The 16,864-nt window shown below is 73.5% G+C and carries 10 protein-coding genes and 1 pseudogene; 9 read left to right on the forward strand and 2 right to left on the reverse strand.

Going from position 1 to position 16,864, the window contains the following annotated elements:
• The 9 genes and pseudogenes from EEJ42_RS24565 to EEJ42_RS24605 all read left to right on the forward strand — a co-directional run.
• Nucleotides 1–601, forward strand: a pseudogene (locus EEJ42_RS24565) (putative baseplate assembly protein); the annotation flags it as partial.
• A complete protein-coding gene (locus EEJ42_RS24570) occupies nucleotides 598–2,556 on the forward strand; it encodes a phage tail protein I (protein ID WP_123102945.1) in 1,959 nt (652 codons plus the stop codon). The pseudogene EEJ42_RS24565 and the gene EEJ42_RS24570, both read left to right, overlap by 4 nt.
• Nucleotides 2,557–2,567: 11 nt before the next feature.
• Nucleotides 2,568–3,827 (forward strand): hypothetical protein, encoded by a 1,260-nt coding sequence (locus tag EEJ42_RS24575; protein WP_123102947.1) that lies wholly within the window; start codon nucleotides 2,568–2,570, stop codon nucleotides 3,825–3,827.
• A 2-nt stretch (nucleotides 3,828–3,829) separates the two neighbouring features.
• Entirely contained in the window at nucleotides 3,830–5,830 is a 2,001-nt protein-coding gene (locus EEJ42_RS24580) for a hypothetical protein (RefSeq protein WP_123102949.1), read from the forward strand.
• Between the two features lie 53 nt (nucleotides 5,831–5,883).
• Nucleotides 5,884–7,023 carry a hypothetical protein gene (locus tag EEJ42_RS24585; RefSeq protein ID WP_123102951.1) on the forward strand — a complete coding sequence of 380 codons (1,140 nt, stop codon included), beginning with the start codon at nucleotides 5,884–5,886 and terminating at the stop codon, nucleotides 7,021–7,023.
• Nucleotides 7,024–7,025: 2 nt separating this feature from the next.
• Nucleotides 7,026–7,556, forward strand: coding sequence for a hypothetical protein (locus EEJ42_RS24590; RefSeq protein WP_123102953.1), 531 nt, complete (start codon nucleotides 7,026–7,028; stop codon nucleotides 7,554–7,556).
• Nucleotides 7,553–9,421, forward strand: a complete 1,869-nt coding sequence (locus EEJ42_RS24595) for a hypothetical protein (RefSeq protein ID WP_123102955.1) — start codon at nucleotides 7,553–7,555, stop codon at nucleotides 9,419–9,421. Before EEJ42_RS24590 ends, EEJ42_RS24595 begins: the two co-directional genes overlap by 4 nt.
• Before the next feature lie 5 nt (nucleotides 9,422–9,426).
• Entirely contained in the window at nucleotides 9,427–11,529 is a 2,103-nt protein-coding gene (locus tag EEJ42_RS24600; protein WP_123102957.1) for an ATP-binding protein, read from the forward strand.
• A 5-nt stretch (nucleotides 11,530–11,534) separates the two neighbouring features.
• Nucleotides 11,535–11,813 (forward strand): hypothetical protein, encoded by a 279-nt coding sequence (locus EEJ42_RS24605; protein WP_123102959.1) that lies wholly within the window; start codon nucleotides 11,535–11,537, stop codon nucleotides 11,811–11,813.
• Here EEJ42_RS24605 and EEJ42_RS24610 read toward each other — a convergent pair.
• Nucleotides 11,801–12,463, reverse strand: a complete 663-nt coding sequence (locus tag EEJ42_RS24610) for a hypothetical protein (protein ID WP_123102961.1) — start codon at nucleotides 12,461–12,463, stop codon at nucleotides 11,801–11,803. The genes EEJ42_RS24605 and EEJ42_RS24610 overlap by 13 nt on opposite strands.
• On the reverse strand, nucleotides 12,460–16,864 hold a 4,405-nt coding region (locus EEJ42_RS24615; RefSeq protein ID WP_246097332.1), incomplete at its 5' end, for a phage tail protein. The genes EEJ42_RS24610 and EEJ42_RS24615, both read right to left, overlap by 4 nt.

Consider the following 16,864-nt stretch of genomic DNA (forward strand, 5'->3'; position numbering starts at 1 on the left):
GGCCGTGGCCCCGGCCGACTACGGGCAGCTCGCCGTCCGCGCGCCCGGCGCCTCGGTGGCCCGCGCCCGGGGCGTGCCCGGCCTCCACCCCGACTACGCCGGGGCGCCGATCCCCGGTGTCGTCGGCGTCCTCGTCGTACCCCCCGTACCGCCCGGCGACGACACCGCCGAACCGCCCGTGCCCACCGCCGCCACCCTCCGCGCCGTCGCCGACTACCTGTCGCGCGAAGCCGCCCCCGCCGGGGTCACCGTGGTCGCCGCCCCCGCCCCGTACGCCCGCGTCGGCGTGGAGTCCTGGGTCACCCTCGACCCGGACCTCGACCGGGCCGCGGTCCTCGCCCGGGCGGGCGACGCGGTGCGCACCTACCTGGACCCGCTGCGCGGCGGGGAGGACGGCGCGGGCTGGCCGTTCGGCGGCGCGCTGCGGCACACGGCGCTGGTCCGGGCGCTCCTGGCGGTCGACGGGGTGCTGGCCGTCACCCGGCTCTCGCTCACCGTCGACGGCATGCGCCTGCCGCCCTGCACCGACCACGCCCTCCCGCCCCACACCCTCGTCTGGCCGGAGCGCCCGCTGCTGATCCCGGTAGGAGACCAGCCATGACGTGCACACCCCACCCCGCGACCTTCCGTCTCCTCGACACCTACGTCGGCTGGGACCAGCAGGAGACCCACGGCATCGTCGGCTTCGACGACCCCTCCGGCCTCCGCCTCGCCTACGGCGGCACCGCGCCGGAAGGCCCCACCCGGGCCCAGCTGCTGCCCTGGTTCCCCGACCCCCGCCTCGCACCGGGGTGCGGGCCGTGCGCCTGGTACCTGCTGATCCCCGGCGAGCGGCGGCTGCTGCGCCGCGACGCCTGCGGCGCCTTCACCCCCGTATGGCCGCCCGGCTGCGACCCCGGCCTGCTGCGCGAGCCGGTCTCGGTCGCCGCGCGCGGACACCGGCTGACCGTGGTGGACTCCGGCCGCGTCCTGGTGTGGCACCGCGAGGGCGCACAGCTCGCCGGGGTGATCCGGACGAAGCGCGCCCGCTGGGCCGCCCCGGCCCCCGGCGCCGAGATACTGGTGGCCTGTCAGGGCAGCACGGACTTGAGGCGGTACGACCAGGCGGGCCGCTTCCGCGGCGTGCTCCGCACCGGTGCACGCGGCGAGGTCATCGGCCTGCGCACCGGACCGGAGCGGTCCGTGTGGCTGCTCACCGACGACGGCGGACGGCTCACGATCCACCGGGGCGGCCACCGCCGCCCCTTCCGCACCGCCACCGTGGACGAACTGGCCGCCGCCCTCCCGCCGTCCGCACTCACCTCGGCCGACGACGACGGGTTCTGCCTGAGCGAGCAGGGCCCGGACGGCCCCGCCACCACCTGCCACACCTGGCAGGGCCTGCCCCGGGACCCCGCGCCGCCCGCCACCGACGCGTACGCCACCAGCGGGTCGTACGTCACCACCCTGATCGACAGCGGCATCTCGCGGTGCCGCTGGCACCGCGTCCGCGTGGACGCCGACGTGCCCGACGGGACGGCCGTCGCCGTCCGGATCGTGGTGAGCGAGGACGGCCGGTACGACGACAGCGACTGGCAGGCGTCGGCCCCGGGAGCCACCGACTTCCTCGTGGACCAGCCGCCCGGCCGCTTCCTGCGGCTGCGGCTGGGGCTCTCCGGCGACGGCGCCGCGACTCCGGTCGTACGCCGGATCCGGCTGGACTTCCCCCGGGTCACCAGCGCCGACCTGCTGCCGCCCGCCTTCCGCGAGGACCCCGCGGCCGACGACTTCACCGAACGCTTCCTGTCGCTGTTCGACGCCACCCTCGCCCAGCTCGACCGGGTCATCGAGCGGTACCCGGCACTCCTGGACCCGGCCGGGGTCCCCGACCGGGTGCTGCCGTGGCTGGCCGGGCTGCTGGGCCTGTCGTTCGAGGCGGGCTGGGACGCCCGCACCCGGCGCGCGCTGCTGGCCGCCGCCCCGGAGCTGTACCGGCGCCGCGGCACACCATGGGCGCTGCGGGAGGCGGTACGCATCGTGTTCGGGGTGACCCCGGTCGTCGACGAGCTGGCCACGGACCGCCGCTGGGCCCACCTGCGCGACGCCGTCGACGGCTCCCGCGCCGGGCCCGGACAGGACCAAGGGCTGGGCGCCATACGGCTGTTCGGCCGGTCGGCGAGCCGGTTCCGCGTCAGCGGCTCGGCGCTGGGCGCGGCGCCGCTGCGCGCGTTCGGAACGCCCGACAGCGACCCGTTCACCGCGCACGCCCACCGGTTCCGGCTGGCCCTGCCCGCCGGGTCGGCGGACGGGACGGCGCTCGCACGGCTGGTGGAGCGGCAGGCGCCCGCGCACACGGTGGGGTCGGTACGGACCGGTGGGGCGGGGTTCGTGGTCGGGTCGCGGTCCACGGTCGGCGTGGACACCGCGTTCGTACCACTGCCCGCACCCGTGCTGGGCGGCGCGCACCCCGTGCGGCTGGGCCGCGCCGGGGTGCTGAGGCCGGGACCGAGAGGATTGCGCCGAGGGGTGGGCGTGGGAGTCGTCTCCGCCGTCGGTGTGCACACACAGGTGTCGTGAGAGGACGGGGCATGACGGAGACAGAGACATCACGGTCAGGCACGGAGGGGTTCGACGCGCCACCGCTGCGCCGACTGCGGTACTTCCACGGCCAGATGCTGGGCGCGCGGGACTTCCAGCGTGAACAGGACTACCACCGCGAGAAGCTGAAACTGCGCCTGCGCGCCCTGCTCGGCTACGGCGTGGTGTGCGGCCTGCACGTGGAACCCGCGCCGCGGGACGAGGACGACTGCCCGCCGGACAGCGGAGAGGAAACGCCATCCGCCGGGCAGAGCGATGCCGAAACACCGCGGCACACCCGGCGCAGGGCCAAGGTGACGATCAGCCCCGGCCTCGGCGTGGACTGCGACGGCAACGAGGTCGTGGTGCGCGGCGGCTGCGCGATCGACCTGTGGAAGGCGCTGCCCCCGCACGAACGGGACACCGACACCGTCTGGGTCGGCATCGAGTACGCCGAGCGGCCCGTCGAACCCACCCGCGCCGTCTACAACGACGCCTGCGCGGACACCTCCGACTGCGAGTTCGGCTGGACGGAGGAGTGCTACACGGTACGGGTCACCGGGTGCGAGCCACCGGCGGACGAGCGCTGCGACACCTGCTGCTCGTCCTGCGAGCACACGGTGCTGTGGCTGGCCAGGATCGACTGCGTCGACTGGTACGAGCCGGTGCGCCGCCACCAGATCCACATGAACGTACGCCGCCCCTTCGGCCGCCACGTGCCCACCGTGATCACCGGCATCAACTGGATCCACGGACACACCTACACCATCGACGAGGCCAAGGCCCTGCTCGGCACGCAGGACGAGGACGGCGGCCTCGTGGTGCGGTTCTCGTCCGGCGTACGGACCGACACGCTGCGGCCCGGCGTGGTGGAGGTCCAGGTCATCGAGGGCGGCAGCGGGCGCAACGCCTCCACCTGGTACATGGGCGGCAGGTTCGCCGACCCGGACCTGGAAACCGACTCCGAAACCGTAGGCGGGTGCGGCGAGTTCACCCAGGAGTTCCGCTACCGCCAGACCACCCGCGAGACGCTTCAGGACGGCGACCGCGTACTGATCACCGTCCGCGCCGCGTTCCTCCTCGACCGCTGCTGCCGCCCGGTCGACGGCACCCACGTCGGCGGACGCGTACCGACCATCGACGACCACACCACCCGGTCGGCCGCGCACGGCGGCTGCGACCTCCCGCCCTCGGGCATCGGCCCCTGGACGTCCGGCACCGGTGCGGGCGGGGACGTTTTCGAGAGCTGGTTCTTTGTGAAGGAGCGCTGATCATGCGAACAGACTGCGGATGCGGCTGCGGTGGCGACGCCACCCGGACCTCCGCCTTCGTACGTCCTCGCTTCTTCGCAGGGCAACTGCTGACCGAGGACGACCTCAGCCTGCTGGTGGAGTACACGACGGCGAAGCGCAGACTCCACAACCGGTCCCTGTACGGGCCGGGCGTCATCTGCGGCCTCGGCGTGACCTGTGACCCGTGCGGCGGTGGAACCCTGGCAGTCCATCCCGGACACGCCCTCGACTGCGCCGGAAACGACATCGTCGTGTCCTGCACCGAACGCGTCGACGTCACCGCCCTGGTGCGGGAGCGGCGCATCAGCGCCCTCGGCGTGGACTGCGGGGAGGACTGCGACGACGAGGGCGGCCGCCGGTACGGGCTCTACGTGCGCTACCAGGAGCTTCCCGTCGAACCGGTGGCCCCGTACGCCACGGAGGAACCCTGCCCCTCACCCGGATGCGTGCCCTCCAGGATCCAGGAGGGATTCCGCTTCGTCGTCAAGTGCGACGACTCCGAGGACCACCGCCACAACCCCGGCACCCGGCTCCTCGCCACCATCGGCGACCTCCCGCGGGCGGACCGGGCCCGCACCCGCGACCGGCGGCTCGGCCACTACGCCGACGCCCTGACCCTCGCGTCGACCGGCACCGGCCGCACCTTCCGCTTCGACGCCGCCGACGCCCAGCGGTACGCCACCGCCTTCGCGTGGCTGCGCGACAACGCGGGCGGCGAAGGCCCGCCGCCCCCGCCGACGGCCCGCGAGATGACCGAGCACGTGCGCGGACTCGCCGCCGCCGTCGCCCGGTTCGACACCTACGACGCGGCCGGGCAGGGCCAGCTCAGGCAGGACTACCCCGACCTCGCCACCGTGCGCGAGGCCCGCGGCGCCCTGGGCACGGCATGCCAACGGCTCCGCGACGCCGACATGGAAGCGGCGTGGCCCGACCCGCTGCGCCGTACGCTCGCCCACGCCGTCGTCACCGAGACCGCGGCCCGCGTCGTACCGGAGCGGGGCGACCCTGACGCGCCACTGGAAGTGCGCATGCTCGCCCAGGGCACCCCGCTCGGCCATGCGCTGCGGGTGGAGTTCCGCGCGGACCTCGCCCTGATCCGCGAGTGGCTGCTGTGCCGCCTGGACCAGGCCGCCGACCTCGCCGACTGCGCGCTGCGCCGGGACGTCGCCGCCGCCGACGTCCCCGCGCCGCTGCCCGCCCCGCCGACGGACAGCACCGAGAAGGCCACCATCGCCGAGGCGCAGCAGATCGCCGAAGCGGCCACGGCGCTGGGGACCGCGATGATGCGGTTCCTGACCGACGCGGCGTGCGCCACGCTGAACCCGCCGTGCGGCGACTGCACCGACACCGACGTGCTGCTCGCGCACGTGGAACTGGACGGCTGCGATGTCGTACGGGTCTGCTCCGCCACGCGGGAACAGGTGCTGCCGGGCGGCTCGGCCTACGGCGAATGGCTGCCCAAGCTCTACCGGCTGCGCGAACTCGCCGAGCGCGTGTGCTGCCAGCCCCTGCCCGTGTACCGGACGCTGCCGCTCCCGACGGAGGGCCCGGTGGCGCGCCCGTACGCCGACGGGCTGCTCGGCGACTGGCCGCGCGGCGGGGACCTGGAGGAGATGCTGTCCCTGCTGCTGACCCCGGCCCCCGGCGAGACACCGCCCAAGGCCCTGCACGAGCAGGTCTACACGACGCCCAGCGAAGTCACCGACAGCATGCAGGAACTCGCCCGGCTCAGGACCCAGGTCGCCGATCTCACCGCCGCCGTGGAGGGCCTGCGCTCCCACATGGGCAGCGCGGAGACGCAGATGACCCAGCTGAAGGAACAGCTCGGGGATCGGGACGACACACCGGACCCGGCGCCGGGCGGGGGAGCGGACCAGGCGCCCGACGAGGCACCGGACGGTGCGGACGAGCCGCCCAAACCCCCGGCCAAACGCACCCGGTCGCCCCGCACCCGTAACCAGAAGCCCGGTGAGACGCCATGACGGGCCCCCTGCGCCCCGCCTTCCACGAGGNACCAGAAGCCCGGTGAGACGCCATGACGGGCCCCCTGCGCCCCGCCTTCCACGAGGGCCAGGTACTGGCCGCCGCCGACCTGTCGGCCACGGTGGCGTACGCCCGCGGCCCGGCCGCCCGCCACGCCCGGCACCTGCACGAATGGGGCATCGCCGAAGGGCTCGGCCTCGTCACCCAGCCCCGCACCGACCCGGCCACGGGCGCCCGTTACGTCGAGGTGAGCGTGTCGCCGGGGATCGCCGTCGACGGGACCGGCCGCGAGGTGGTCGTCACCGAGCCGGTGGTGCTGCGCGAGAGCGACTTCGACGAGGTCAACGGCGCGGACCAGCTCACGGTCGAGCCCTACCCGGTCTTCCTCACCGCCGCCGACCGCGAACCGGACCGGTCCGCCGCTCCGGTCTCCTGCTCCGGCAGCGCCACGAAGACCCGGGTGGAGGAGTCGTACCAGATCCTCTTCGGGCGCCTCGGCGACGAACGGCTCGTCGCGGAGCAGCAGCCGCCCGCGATCGGCGCCCCGCCGGCCGATCCGCCCGTCCGCTGGCTCATCCTGCTGGGCTACGTCCAGTGGACGGACGGCCACTTCAGCGGCGTCGTGACCGAGGCGCGCGGTGTCGCGGCGCGGTTCGTGGGCGTACGCGCGGACACCGTCTCGGCCGCGTCCGGCGCGCTGACCCTGCGCACGGCCCCGGAGGCCCACGAGGGCAAGCCGGCGCTCGTCCTGTCCGGCGGCGAAACGCCGAACCTGGTCTTCGGCCTGTACCAGGGCGGCGGCACGGTCGCCCCGCTGATGACCGTGGCGGCCAACGGCAACCTCACGATCGAGGGCAGCTTCAGCGGCGGGACGCAGGCCGGCAGCACGCTCGTCGTGTCCGGGACCGCCACCGACGGGATGCTGCTGCCGCTGCCGTCCGGCGTCACTCCGGAACAGGTCGCCGACGGACGGGTCGTGCTCCACGTCCATCTGACCCCGCGCACACCGCCCTTGGCCACCACCGCGCTGTACAGCCCGGTGGAGGCCACCGTGGACGCCGACCGGCGGCTGCGGTGCCGGGTGCGTCTGTACAACCCCAAGGCGGACCCGGACTCGGCGGTCGCCGAACAGCCCGGGGCGGCCGACTTCCTGGTGGTGGCGACGGTCACGGCAACGAACGGCGGTGGCTGACGATGGCTCTTCACGTGGTGTACGCGCTCGGCACCGGCCACGTCGTGGGCTCCCTGGCCCAGACCGGCGCCGACGCCCCGGCCGACGCGGCTGCACTCGTCGGACGCGCGCTGCCGTTGCGCGTCTCCCTGGGCGACGGCCGCATCGCGACCCTGCCGTTGAGCGCCGGAAAACTCGGCGTGGCGGCCGTGGACGACGAACCCGGAGCCCTCGCCGATCCGCTGGCCTTCGGCGTCGAGCTGACGTCCGAGGACAAACCCAAACCTGAACTGGTGCGCCTGGCGGGGTGGGACGACGATGTCGTGCTGGCCAAGGACGGGATCACCATCAAGGTGCAGGTCCCGGCGAACCGCACCACCCCTGTGGTCGCCCTGATCTCCGACGAGCAGGACACCCATGTGCTCACCGGGGAGATCCCCGCCCAGCAGACCCAGGTGAAACTACCGGTGACCCTCACCCCGGGCAGCGAGCACGGCGTACTGGTGCTCGCGGCGGGCTGGGCGGGCCACCTGGGAATGGAGAAGGTGACGTGAGCGCCCCCACCGCGCCGACCACCGGCGGAACCGGCGAGACCGGCGAGCCCGCCGACATCACGGTGCACCGGTGCACCGTGACCGTGGTCCGGCGCGGTGGGTGGAGCTGGGGGCCCGATCCACGGGCCCTGGTCAGTCAGGTGGTGGACTCCCTCCCGGAGCTGCTGGCGGACCACTTCGCCGAGCGGCTGGGGACGGACGGGCCGGACGTGGAGATCACCGAACCGCTGACCGTCACCGTCCGCCCGGGCCGGTTGGGAAGCCCCGGCCGGACCATCGGCGGCGGGCCGCCCGTCGAGGTCCACTTCGCGCCCGTGCCGGTCGTGGAGATGCCCGTGGACGCGCCCCACGCGCCCGACACCGACACCGGCGCCCTGTCCATCGAGGAGTCCTTCGCGGCGGAGCCCGACCCGTGGACCGCCCCGAGCGCCGCCGTGCTCTTCACCGAACTCGCCGAGCGCGGTGAACTCGACGCGCTGCTCGCCCTGCTGCCCGAGGAGTCAGTACGGGCGTATCTGCCCGCCCTCCTCGAAGCCGACGCCACCACGGCCGCCCGGCTGCTCGCCGAACTCGTCGGGCGGACGCTCGCCGCCGCGCCCGCCGAGGCGGTGCCCGAGCCGCTGCGCACCGTCCTCGCGGACGCCGACCCCACCGACCTGCCCCGGGCACTCGCCGCCTATCTGGCGTCCGTGGACCCCGAGGAGACGATACGGGCGGCCCGCACCCTGACCGTCCCGCCCACCCGAGCCGACCGGGGCGCGAGTGAACCGCCCACCACCCCGGGCCGCATCGACGAGCCGCCCTCGGCCGCCACCACCGCGGCGGAGCCCGCGGCGGCGGGCGGCACGGCGAGGGCGCCGCGCACCACCGGCGAGGTACGGGTGTGGTCCGCGCTGCCCTTCCTCCTCGCCGGGCCCCTGGCGCGCATCGGCTACCTCGACGCGATCGGACCCGCCCTGGCCGGGATCGAACTCGCCGAGGACGCACCGCTGTTCGCGACGTCCCTCGCGTACAAGGTGCTGGGGGCGACCGCACGGGCCTGGCGCCGCACCGAACGGGACACCGAGGCCGCGGCCGCCTTCGCGGGCCTCCACCCACCCGTCCCCGAGGAGCATCTGACCGCGTTCGCCCGCCACGTGCGGCCCGCGCTCCCGGTCCTCGACGGCGTCCTCGCGCTCTCGGTGTGCCGCGGCCACGACCCCGCCGACCCGCTCCTGATCGGCGGTGCCGACGACGCGCTGCTCCTGATCGACGCCCAGGGCATGTTCCCCATCGCCTGGGCCGCGGACGCCGCCGGGCTGCTGCCGCACTGGCAGGCGTGCGGACGGCCGACCGTCCTGCTCTGCGACGGGCCCCTGCCGCCCGGCACCCTGCGCGAACTGGCCTCGGGCGGCGTGCCGTTCCTCACCGGCGTACGGCCGCTGCGCGGCGATCCGGTGACCCGGCTGCCCTGGCGCACCCCGCTGTGGGCCGCCGCGGGCACGGCCCCGGACCTGCGCCGCGCCGCCGAGCTGCCCGCCCACACCGAGCGGTTCGCGGACCTGCTCACCGCCCTGGTCGCCGAGCGCCGGGCGGTACCGCTCGCACCGGACGGCGGCCTGGAGCGCACCGTCACCCTGGCCGCGGCGCTCGGCCTGTCCACGATCGCCTGGACGCTCTGGAGCGACCGCGAGACACCGGACCCGCTCCTGGCCCTGCGCCGCTTCGCCGACCTGGAGGCCACGGTGCGGTTCGAGCCCGCGGCCGTCCGGGTGCGCGTACCGATGGGACGGCGCCACGCGGACCTCCTGCGCGGCGGCCTGCTCGCCGACGTGCCCGACGTGGTCTGGCTGGGCGGCCGGACCCTGACCTTCTCGGCCGGGTGAGGCACATGGGCGAACCAGCGGTGGAACACCTGCGGATCCGGCTGGCCGACGCACACCGGGCCTTGCGGGCCGCCGTCGAACGGCAGGCGCGGCTCGCGGCCCGGCTCACCCGGCCGGACCTCACCCCGTACTGCGTCACCGACGAACAGGTCGCCGTCCTCCTCGGCGAAGTGCACGCCTTCACCGACACCATGGCCGAGCCGTACGCACCCCCGCGGCCGGAGCCGGACGCCGAACGCGACCTGAGGCGGCGCGCGTCCGCCGAGGGCACCACCCTGCCCCTGGACGCCCTCGCCACCCGGTTCGGCCTGACCCGCGCCGAACAGGACGCGCTGCTGCTGGTCGCCGCGCCCGAACTGGACCGCGGCTACGAGCGGATCTACGCCTACATCGTGGACAACCTGAACCGGCGCCTCCCCAGCGTCGAACTCCTGGTGACCGTCGGCGCGGACAGCGCACCCGCCCGCCTCGCGCTACGCCGCTCCCTCGGCCCGTCCGGACCCTTGCGCCGGTACGGTCTGCTGCGCGCGCACGGCGAGGCCGCGGTCGAGCTGGCCCAGGAACTGATCCTCGGTCCCGGGGTGCTGGACTTCCTGCTCGGCTGGGGCGGCGACGTCGGACTGCTCGGCCACGACCCTGGCGAGGTCGCGCCACCCGAACCACGCGTCCTGTCCCCCTATCTGTCCTCGGACCAGCTCACCCGGCTGGGCCGCGCGCTCGGCTCCGGTGACATCGACCTGGCCGGGCTGTGGGGCTGCCCGCCCGACGGCCAGATCGACGCCGTCCAGGCCCTGACCCGGGCCGCACAGGCACCGCTGCGCACCCTGACCGCCGACCCCGAGGCCGACCTGCGGACGGCCGCCGCGCTGGGCGCGGTCCTGTGGATCCCCACCGACGACCTCCACGGCGAGCAGCGGCGGCCCCACGCCGACGCGATCTCCGCCGCACTGCTGCGCTCACGCGTGCCGGTGTGCCTGACCGGACTGAAACCCTGGCGCCCCCCGGGCCTGCTCGCCGCGCGCGCCTACGCCGAACTGACCGTGCCCGCACCGGGGTTCACCGACCGCCGGGCGATGTGGTCCGCCGCGCTCCCGGACCTGGACGGGCCGCTCCTGGAAGACCTCGCCGTCCGGTACCGGATGAGCGGCGGCGAACTGCGCGCCGTCGCCTCGGTCGCGGACGCCGGGGCGCGCCTGGCGGGCAACGGGCGCCCGGAGCCGGTCGCCGACCACGTCGAGCCCGCCATCGCCACCGTCACCCGCGGCCGCAGCGGCAGCGCCGTCCACTCCATCGTGCCCCGCCGCACCGTCGACGACCTGGTCCTGCCCGACGTCCAGTTCCGCCAGATCCTGGAGATCGCCTCGGCGTTCCGCGCCTGGCCCCGGATCGCCGAGAGCTGGGGCTTCGCCCGCCGCTCCGGACACGGCGGGGTCAAGGCGCTCTTCACCGGGGAGCCCGGGACCGGCAAGACCATGTCCGCCGAGATCGTCACCGGCATGCTGGGCCTGGAACTGCTCAAGGTGGACCTCGCCCAGGTCGTCTCCAAGTGGGTGGGGGAGACGGAGAAGAACATGGAGACCGCGTTCCGGCAGGCCGAGGAGAGCCACGCGGTGCTGCTCTTCGACGAGGCCGACGCGCTGTTCGGCAAGCGCGGCGAGGTGAAGCACGGCACCGACCGGTACGCCAACCTCGAAGTCGGCTACCTCCTCCAGCGCCTGGAGGCCAGCGACGGACTGGTGATCCTGACCAGCAACCTGAAGGACAACATCGACCCGGCGTTCACCCGCCGCTTCCACTTCGTCGTCCACTTCCCCCGCCCGTCCGCCGCCGAACGGCGCAGACTGTGGCGGCTCGTCTTCCCCCGGGAAGCCCCGCTCGCCCCCGACGTGGACCTGGACGCCCTGGCCCGCCTCGACATGACCGGCGCGGGCATCACCGCGGCGGCCCGCACCGCCGCCCTCTCCGCAGCGGACGGCGACAGCGCTACCATCGGCATGCGCCACATCGTCCGCGGCGTGGCACGCCAGTTCCAGCGCGAGGCCCGCCTGCTCCGCCCGGCCGAACTGGGCCCCCACGCCCACCTCCTCGACGACGCGACCCAGGGGTGACGCCGATGCTGCCCACCGAACCCCCGCTCTCCCTGCACCGCCTGGTGGCCCCCGTCCCACCGGCGCGGCCGCAGGAAACGGCCACGGCCACCCGCCAGACCCCGGCCCCCGCTCCCGCCGCGCCGCAGTCGCCGACCCCGCTCGATCGGCTCCTGGTGGCGGGCCAGAACCAGGTGGGCAACGCGGCCGTGGCGGGCGCGGCGGCCCAGTCGAGCCCCGTCCCGGCCCGGCCCGTCGTGGTGGCGGTGGTGGCGCCGAAGCCGAAGGCGGATCAGCGCGCCTGACGCCCGGCCGCCTTCCGCCGCAGCTCCTCGACCAGTTCGAGGGAGGCGCGCGCCTGCTCCACCTCCGCGCGGTCCACGGACCCCGCGCCCCGGTTCCACGGCTGCCGCGATTCCTCGTCAAGTCGGCGCGCTTCGTCGGCGTGCACCTCGTACAACACGTCCAGCAGGGAATCCCCGCAGCGCACCGCCTCGGCGTCGCGCACCTCGCTGTAGGGATAGGCCGCCGAGCGGAGACAGAAGGCCGTGGGGCGGCCCGCCCGCAGTTCCTCGGTCCGGTAGCACACGATGTGGTCGTCCCCGGCGGGCGTGGCCGCGGGAATCTGCACCAGCGGCAGCAATCCGGGGTCCAGGGCCAGGACCAGCCGTTCGGTGTCGTCCAGCGGGCCGGGCACGTCGGCGGGGCCGCCCTGTTCGGGCGGGACGGCCAGCTGCCAGGGCTGATTGGCGAAGTAGGCCAGCAGGTCCAGGGAGGACAGCCCGGCGCCGACGATGACGAAGACCTCCTCGGGGAAGTCGGCGCCGTAAGCCTCGCGCAGCACCTCGCGCGGCCCCAGCCCGCTGTCGTACAGCGCCCGCGCCAGGCGCGCCATCGAGGCGTAGTCGTCGCGCGACGCCGCCTCCCGCAGCCGGTCGACGGACTCCGGGTTCACTGCGCCTCTCCTCCGCTCTCCGGTGCGTCCCTCATGGCCTCGTCGAGGGCCGTACTGACACTCTCCCAGTAGGTGTGCAGCTCGGGCGCGGTCATCGCCTTGATGATGTCCGAGGTCAGATCGCGGGCCCGCTGCACGGCCCGTTTGCGCCCCTCGTCGCCGCCCGCGCCGCGGACGAGCCGGTCGACGGCTTCCGCCAGCCGCTGAAGCTCCGCCTGGATGCTCGGGCTCTCGGCGGTCAGCCTGGGGTTGTCGGCCATGAGCATCGCGACGTTCTCCACATGGACGAAGACGGTGTCCCGCAACGTGAACCGCAGCCTCTTGGACATCCCGGGGTTGGCGTGGAAGTACTCCCGGGAGAGGGTGTGGGCGCTGGTGTAGGACTGCGCCTGGATGATGAGCGCGTACATCCGGTGCGCGACGCGGATGGCCTCCTGCGCACCGCCCTTGGCCCGCATCCTGCCCCGGGCGGCCAGCTGGACGTCCGACGGCTCCACGGTCAGTCCGCGGTCCCGGTCTCCCGGCTCCGGACTCGTGGTGGTGGACGCCTCGGGGACGTAGGCGACGGGCAGCTCCTCGCCGAAGACCTCCCGGTACCGGATCCGCAGGGTGCGCCCCTCCGCGCTGCCGACTCCGTACAGCCCGCCCTGGATGCGGCGCAGCGCGCCCAGCCGGCTGTTCTGGAAGAGGCCGTCCGGCCGGTGCCGGTCCCACGCCTTGATCAGCATGTTCGGCTCGGTCGGGTAGAGCATCTGCGGGAACTTCTTGCCGATGACGACCCGGATGGCCCGGTCCAGCTCGTTGGCGAGCAGCGTGAGCTGCTTGGGGCGCTGGTCGCCCTCCGGGCTCCAGTTGAAGCCCTTGAAGCGGTAGCCGCCGATCGTGATCTGCGGATGGCTCTCCATCGCGTCCAGGATCCGCTTGTACGCGGCGAGGACCCCCGTCGTCTCGGACACCGCGACCCCGGTGTCGGCGTCCTGGCCGAGGATGTGGACCTGGTCGTTGGCGTGCGACAGGATGGCCGTCGCCTTGCCGGTGTACGAGGAGTTCGTCACCTCCTCGCGGAAGAGGCCGTAGGGGAGCGCGCCCTTGTCGCGCAGTCCCTTCTCCTGCTTCTCGGCCACCCGCTTCTCGTCGTTCGTCAGTTCCCGGTACTTCTTGCGTACCTCCGCCATGGGGACGTCACGGCCGTCGGTGTGGAGCCACTTGGGCGTCCAGATGAAGCCGAACACGGCCATGATGAGCTTGAGCGGCCGCTTGACGGCGTCGATGGCCTCGTTGAGGACCTTGCTGTCGTTCTTCTGGTCGAGGTGCTCGAAGGTGTTGACGCCGATCACGACGGCGGTGCTCACCGGCCCGAAGTGCTTGGTCTCGGGGCTCTTCCAGGCGTCGTGGAGGTAGCGGGCGGCCATGCCCGGGTTCTTCTTCACCTCGCCCGGGACGGCCGCCATGTTGACGACGAAGCCGGTCCTCGGGTCGCTCCCCGCCATGGGGATGTTCTTGATCGGGTTGAGCTGGTCGACCACCTTCCCATGCTTCCTGATCTTGAAATTGCCCTCGGCCGGGCCGATCTTGTACGGGAACTTGTCCCCCAGGTCCTCGACCGGGGTCTCCGCCTCCGGGTTGATGGCCACCTTGATGCGGTACTTGTCCCCGGTCACCTTTGTGAGCCGGATCCGTGTGAGGCGGTGCCGCCGCTTGATGGCCGGGAGCCCGCGCCGTACGGACTTGACCGTCGCCGACTCATCGCCCAGCAGTCGCGTCGCGTCCCGCACGGCGGCGTCGAGGGCCCGCTTCTTGTCCGCCTCGGTCCGCTTGTCCTGCCGCTTCTTGTCCGGCCGCTTCTTCTTCGGGCCGCGTCTGCGCTTCGGCCTGCGCCGGTCGTCCTTGCGGGGCCTGCGCCGCTGGTCCGGACGCTTCCGCCGGCGCGGCCTGCCCGGCCGCTTCTTGTCCTTCGCCTTGGGTTTGGGTTTCGGCTTGTCGAACTTCAGCTTGATCTTGGCCCAGAGCTTCTTCACCAGGCCGACGATCTTGTCGATCACCCAGTCCACCGCCCGGTTCACCGGCTTGGACATCGCCTGGACGATCTGCTTCACCCGGGAGGCGATGCCGCCCACGCCCAGGACCGCGGCCAACACGCCCAGCAGGACCGGGATGGACCGGGCCAGGGCGCGTTCGATCAGGCCCGGTACGCCGCCGCTGCCGCCCCTGGCGATGGCGATGATCGCATCCAGTACGGCGTTGACGAACTCGAAGATCTGGCGCGCCTGGGTGACGATGAAGCGCACGAAGTCGATGATCAGCTTCACCGCCCGGACGAACGCGGACGCGGGGTTGAGCAGCGAGAGCACCCACATGATTCCGGCCTGGATGATCGTGGGCGTCACATACGCGATGACCTTGTCGAGCAGGTCCTTCTTGAGGTCCCCCACGCGCGTCTTGAGGTCGTCCCACATCCCCGCGACGCCCCGCTTGCGGACCTCCGAGACCAGCGGCACCGCGGTTTCGGCCGCTGTGACCGCCGGTTCCATCGTGGGGACCTTGCGGACGATCCGGGCGCGGATCGACTGCCAGGTCAGCCCGAGCACGGAGGCGAGCATCTTCAGGACACCCTGGGCGTCGAACTTCGACGGCACCTCGATGCCCGCCTCGGCCGTCTTGCCCAGCAGCCACGACAGGATGCCCTGTTGCAGATGCCGGCCGATGTTCGCCAGGAACTGCTTGAGCCCGGCGCCGACGGCCGAGACCAGATTGCGCAGGAAGCCGATCGGGTCCTTGAGGATCAGCATGACCGCCTGCGCGGCCTTGGCGAGCACCGACAGCAGCAGCCGCTTCAGCTCCAGGATGGTGTCGATGACGGCCTTGACCGCGCTCACGGCCTTGTCCACGAGGCCCTTGTTCTTCTCCTTCTCTGCGGCGATCTCGTCGTCGACCGACTTCAGCGCCTCGGTGTACTTGGTAGCCAGGGTGTCGACGAGCTGGGTGCCCTTGTCGTCCACGGATTGGGTGAGTTCGTCGAACTTGTCGGTGAACTCCGCGGCCGCCTCCCGGCCGATGGACCGCAGGTCCGCCGGGAGCTTGCGCACCGCGGCCTGCATCTCGGTGCGGCCGTCGGCGATGCGCCGCTTCGCCCGGTTCAGCTCCGTGCCGATGGTGTCCGCGACATCGGAGATCACCTGCCGCATGCGGCGGACGTAGTTGGCGCGGGCCTCGTCGAAGATCTTGTCGGCTTCCGCGGGCAGCCCCGCGAACAGGTCCCGCACCCAGCGCAGTTTGCCCGTGGCCCCCGAGTACCGGCGGCCCTTGTACTCCTCCATCTTCCGCTTGTGCTCGGCTGTGAAGTCGTCCCGGGCCGCCTTCTCACCCCTGCCGAACTGGTCGTCGACCAGCTTGTCGAGGCCGTCGAGGATGGACTCGACGTCCTTCTTCATCGTGTCGAAGACGCCTTGCAGGACCGCCGTGACCTGGGCCCGCTTGTCCTCGTCCCGGCTCTTGGCGCCGGACTTGCCCGCGCCGACCTGCTGCCCGGTGCGCACCCGCTGGGCGCCCATCGCGCCCATGGCCGCGGCCCCGAGCCGCTTCGCTCGCGCGGTGGACGCGCGCAGCTCGCCCGCCTCGTGCTTGCGCAACCGTCCCGGGGTCGCCGCGGAATGCCGTTCGGCGGCCTTCTTCTCGCCCAGTGCCTTGCCGAACGTGGGCTCGTTGGACTTCTTCAGCTGCGCCTCGGTGACCTGCGCGTCCGCCATGTGCTGGTCGACCTGGGCGGGCCCCGCGGACATGTCGGTGGCCGACGGCGGCAGCGTGTCCGGCACGGCGTTCGCCGGATCCGGCGTCCCCGGCGTACCCGGCGGCCGGTCGGCGGCCAGCGGGACGACCTTCTTCGGCACCGCCGCCGAGGTGTCCGGCGGCGCCGCGGTCGTCGTGGAGATCTGCTCGGCCGAGTCCGACTTGCCCTGACCGACCTGGCCCTGCACCTCCGCCCGCACCTCGTCGGGCTTGCCGGAGTCGGCGAACTTGTCCGCCTCGTCGAGGTTCTTCGGCGCCTTCTCCGCGATCGCCTTCTCGACCGCCCTGATGAACGCTTCCTTGTCGAACCCCTTCGGCTCGGCCTCGTTCATTTTCTCGGCGTTGGCCGTCTTGCCCTGCGCCTCTTCGTCGTCCTTGGGCGGCAGCGCCGCGTCCTGCGCCGCCGTCGCCTCCGCCCGCGGAGGCGGGTGCGAGGCCGCCACCGAGCGCTTCTTGTGCCGTACGTCCTTCTTCAGCGCAGCGAACTTCGGATCCGCGTCCGGGCCGGGCCGCGGGGTCACCTCCGGCGCGCCCCCGGACGCCGCGGACGCCGCGACCGCGCCGTTGCCGACCGTGTCCTGCCCGGCGTCCGGCAGCCGGTCCGACGGCGGAAGC

Source organism: Streptomyces botrytidirepellens (assembly GCF_003721215.1).
GTDB classification, from domain to species: Bacteria; Actinomycetota; Actinomycetes; order Streptomycetales; family Streptomycetaceae; genus Streptomyces; species Streptomyces himastatinicus.

What these genes read in the sequence shown, in the direction of transcription:
- EEJ42_RS24605 (WP_123102959.1), top strand. Translation starts at nt 11,535, where the DNA reads ATGCTGCCCACCGAACCCCCGCTCTCCCTGCACCGCCTGGTGGCCCCC.
- EEJ42_RS24580 (WP_123102949.1), top strand. Translation starts at nt 3,830, where the DNA reads ATGCGAACAGACTGCGGATGCGGCTGCGGTGGCGACGCCACCCGGACC.
- EEJ42_RS24575 (WP_123102947.1), top strand. Translation starts at nt 2,568, where the DNA reads ATGACGGAGACAGAGACATCACGGTCAGGCACGGAGGGGTTCGACGCG.
- EEJ42_RS24600 (WP_123102957.1), top strand. Translation starts at nt 9,427, where the DNA reads ATGGGCGAACCAGCGGTGGAACACCTGCGGATCCGGCTGGCCGACGCA.
- EEJ42_RS24590 (WP_123102953.1), top strand. Translation starts at nt 7,026, where the DNA reads ATGGCTCTTCACGTGGTGTACGCGCTCGGCACCGGCCACGTCGTGGGC.
- EEJ42_RS24585 (WP_123102951.1), top strand. Translation starts at nt 5,884, where the DNA reads ATGACGGGCCCCCTGCGCCCCGCCTTCCACGAGGGCCAGGTACTGGCC.
- EEJ42_RS24570 (WP_123102945.1), top strand. Translation starts at nt 598, where the DNA reads ATGACGTGCACACCCCACCCCGCGACCTTCCGTCTCCTCGACACCTAC.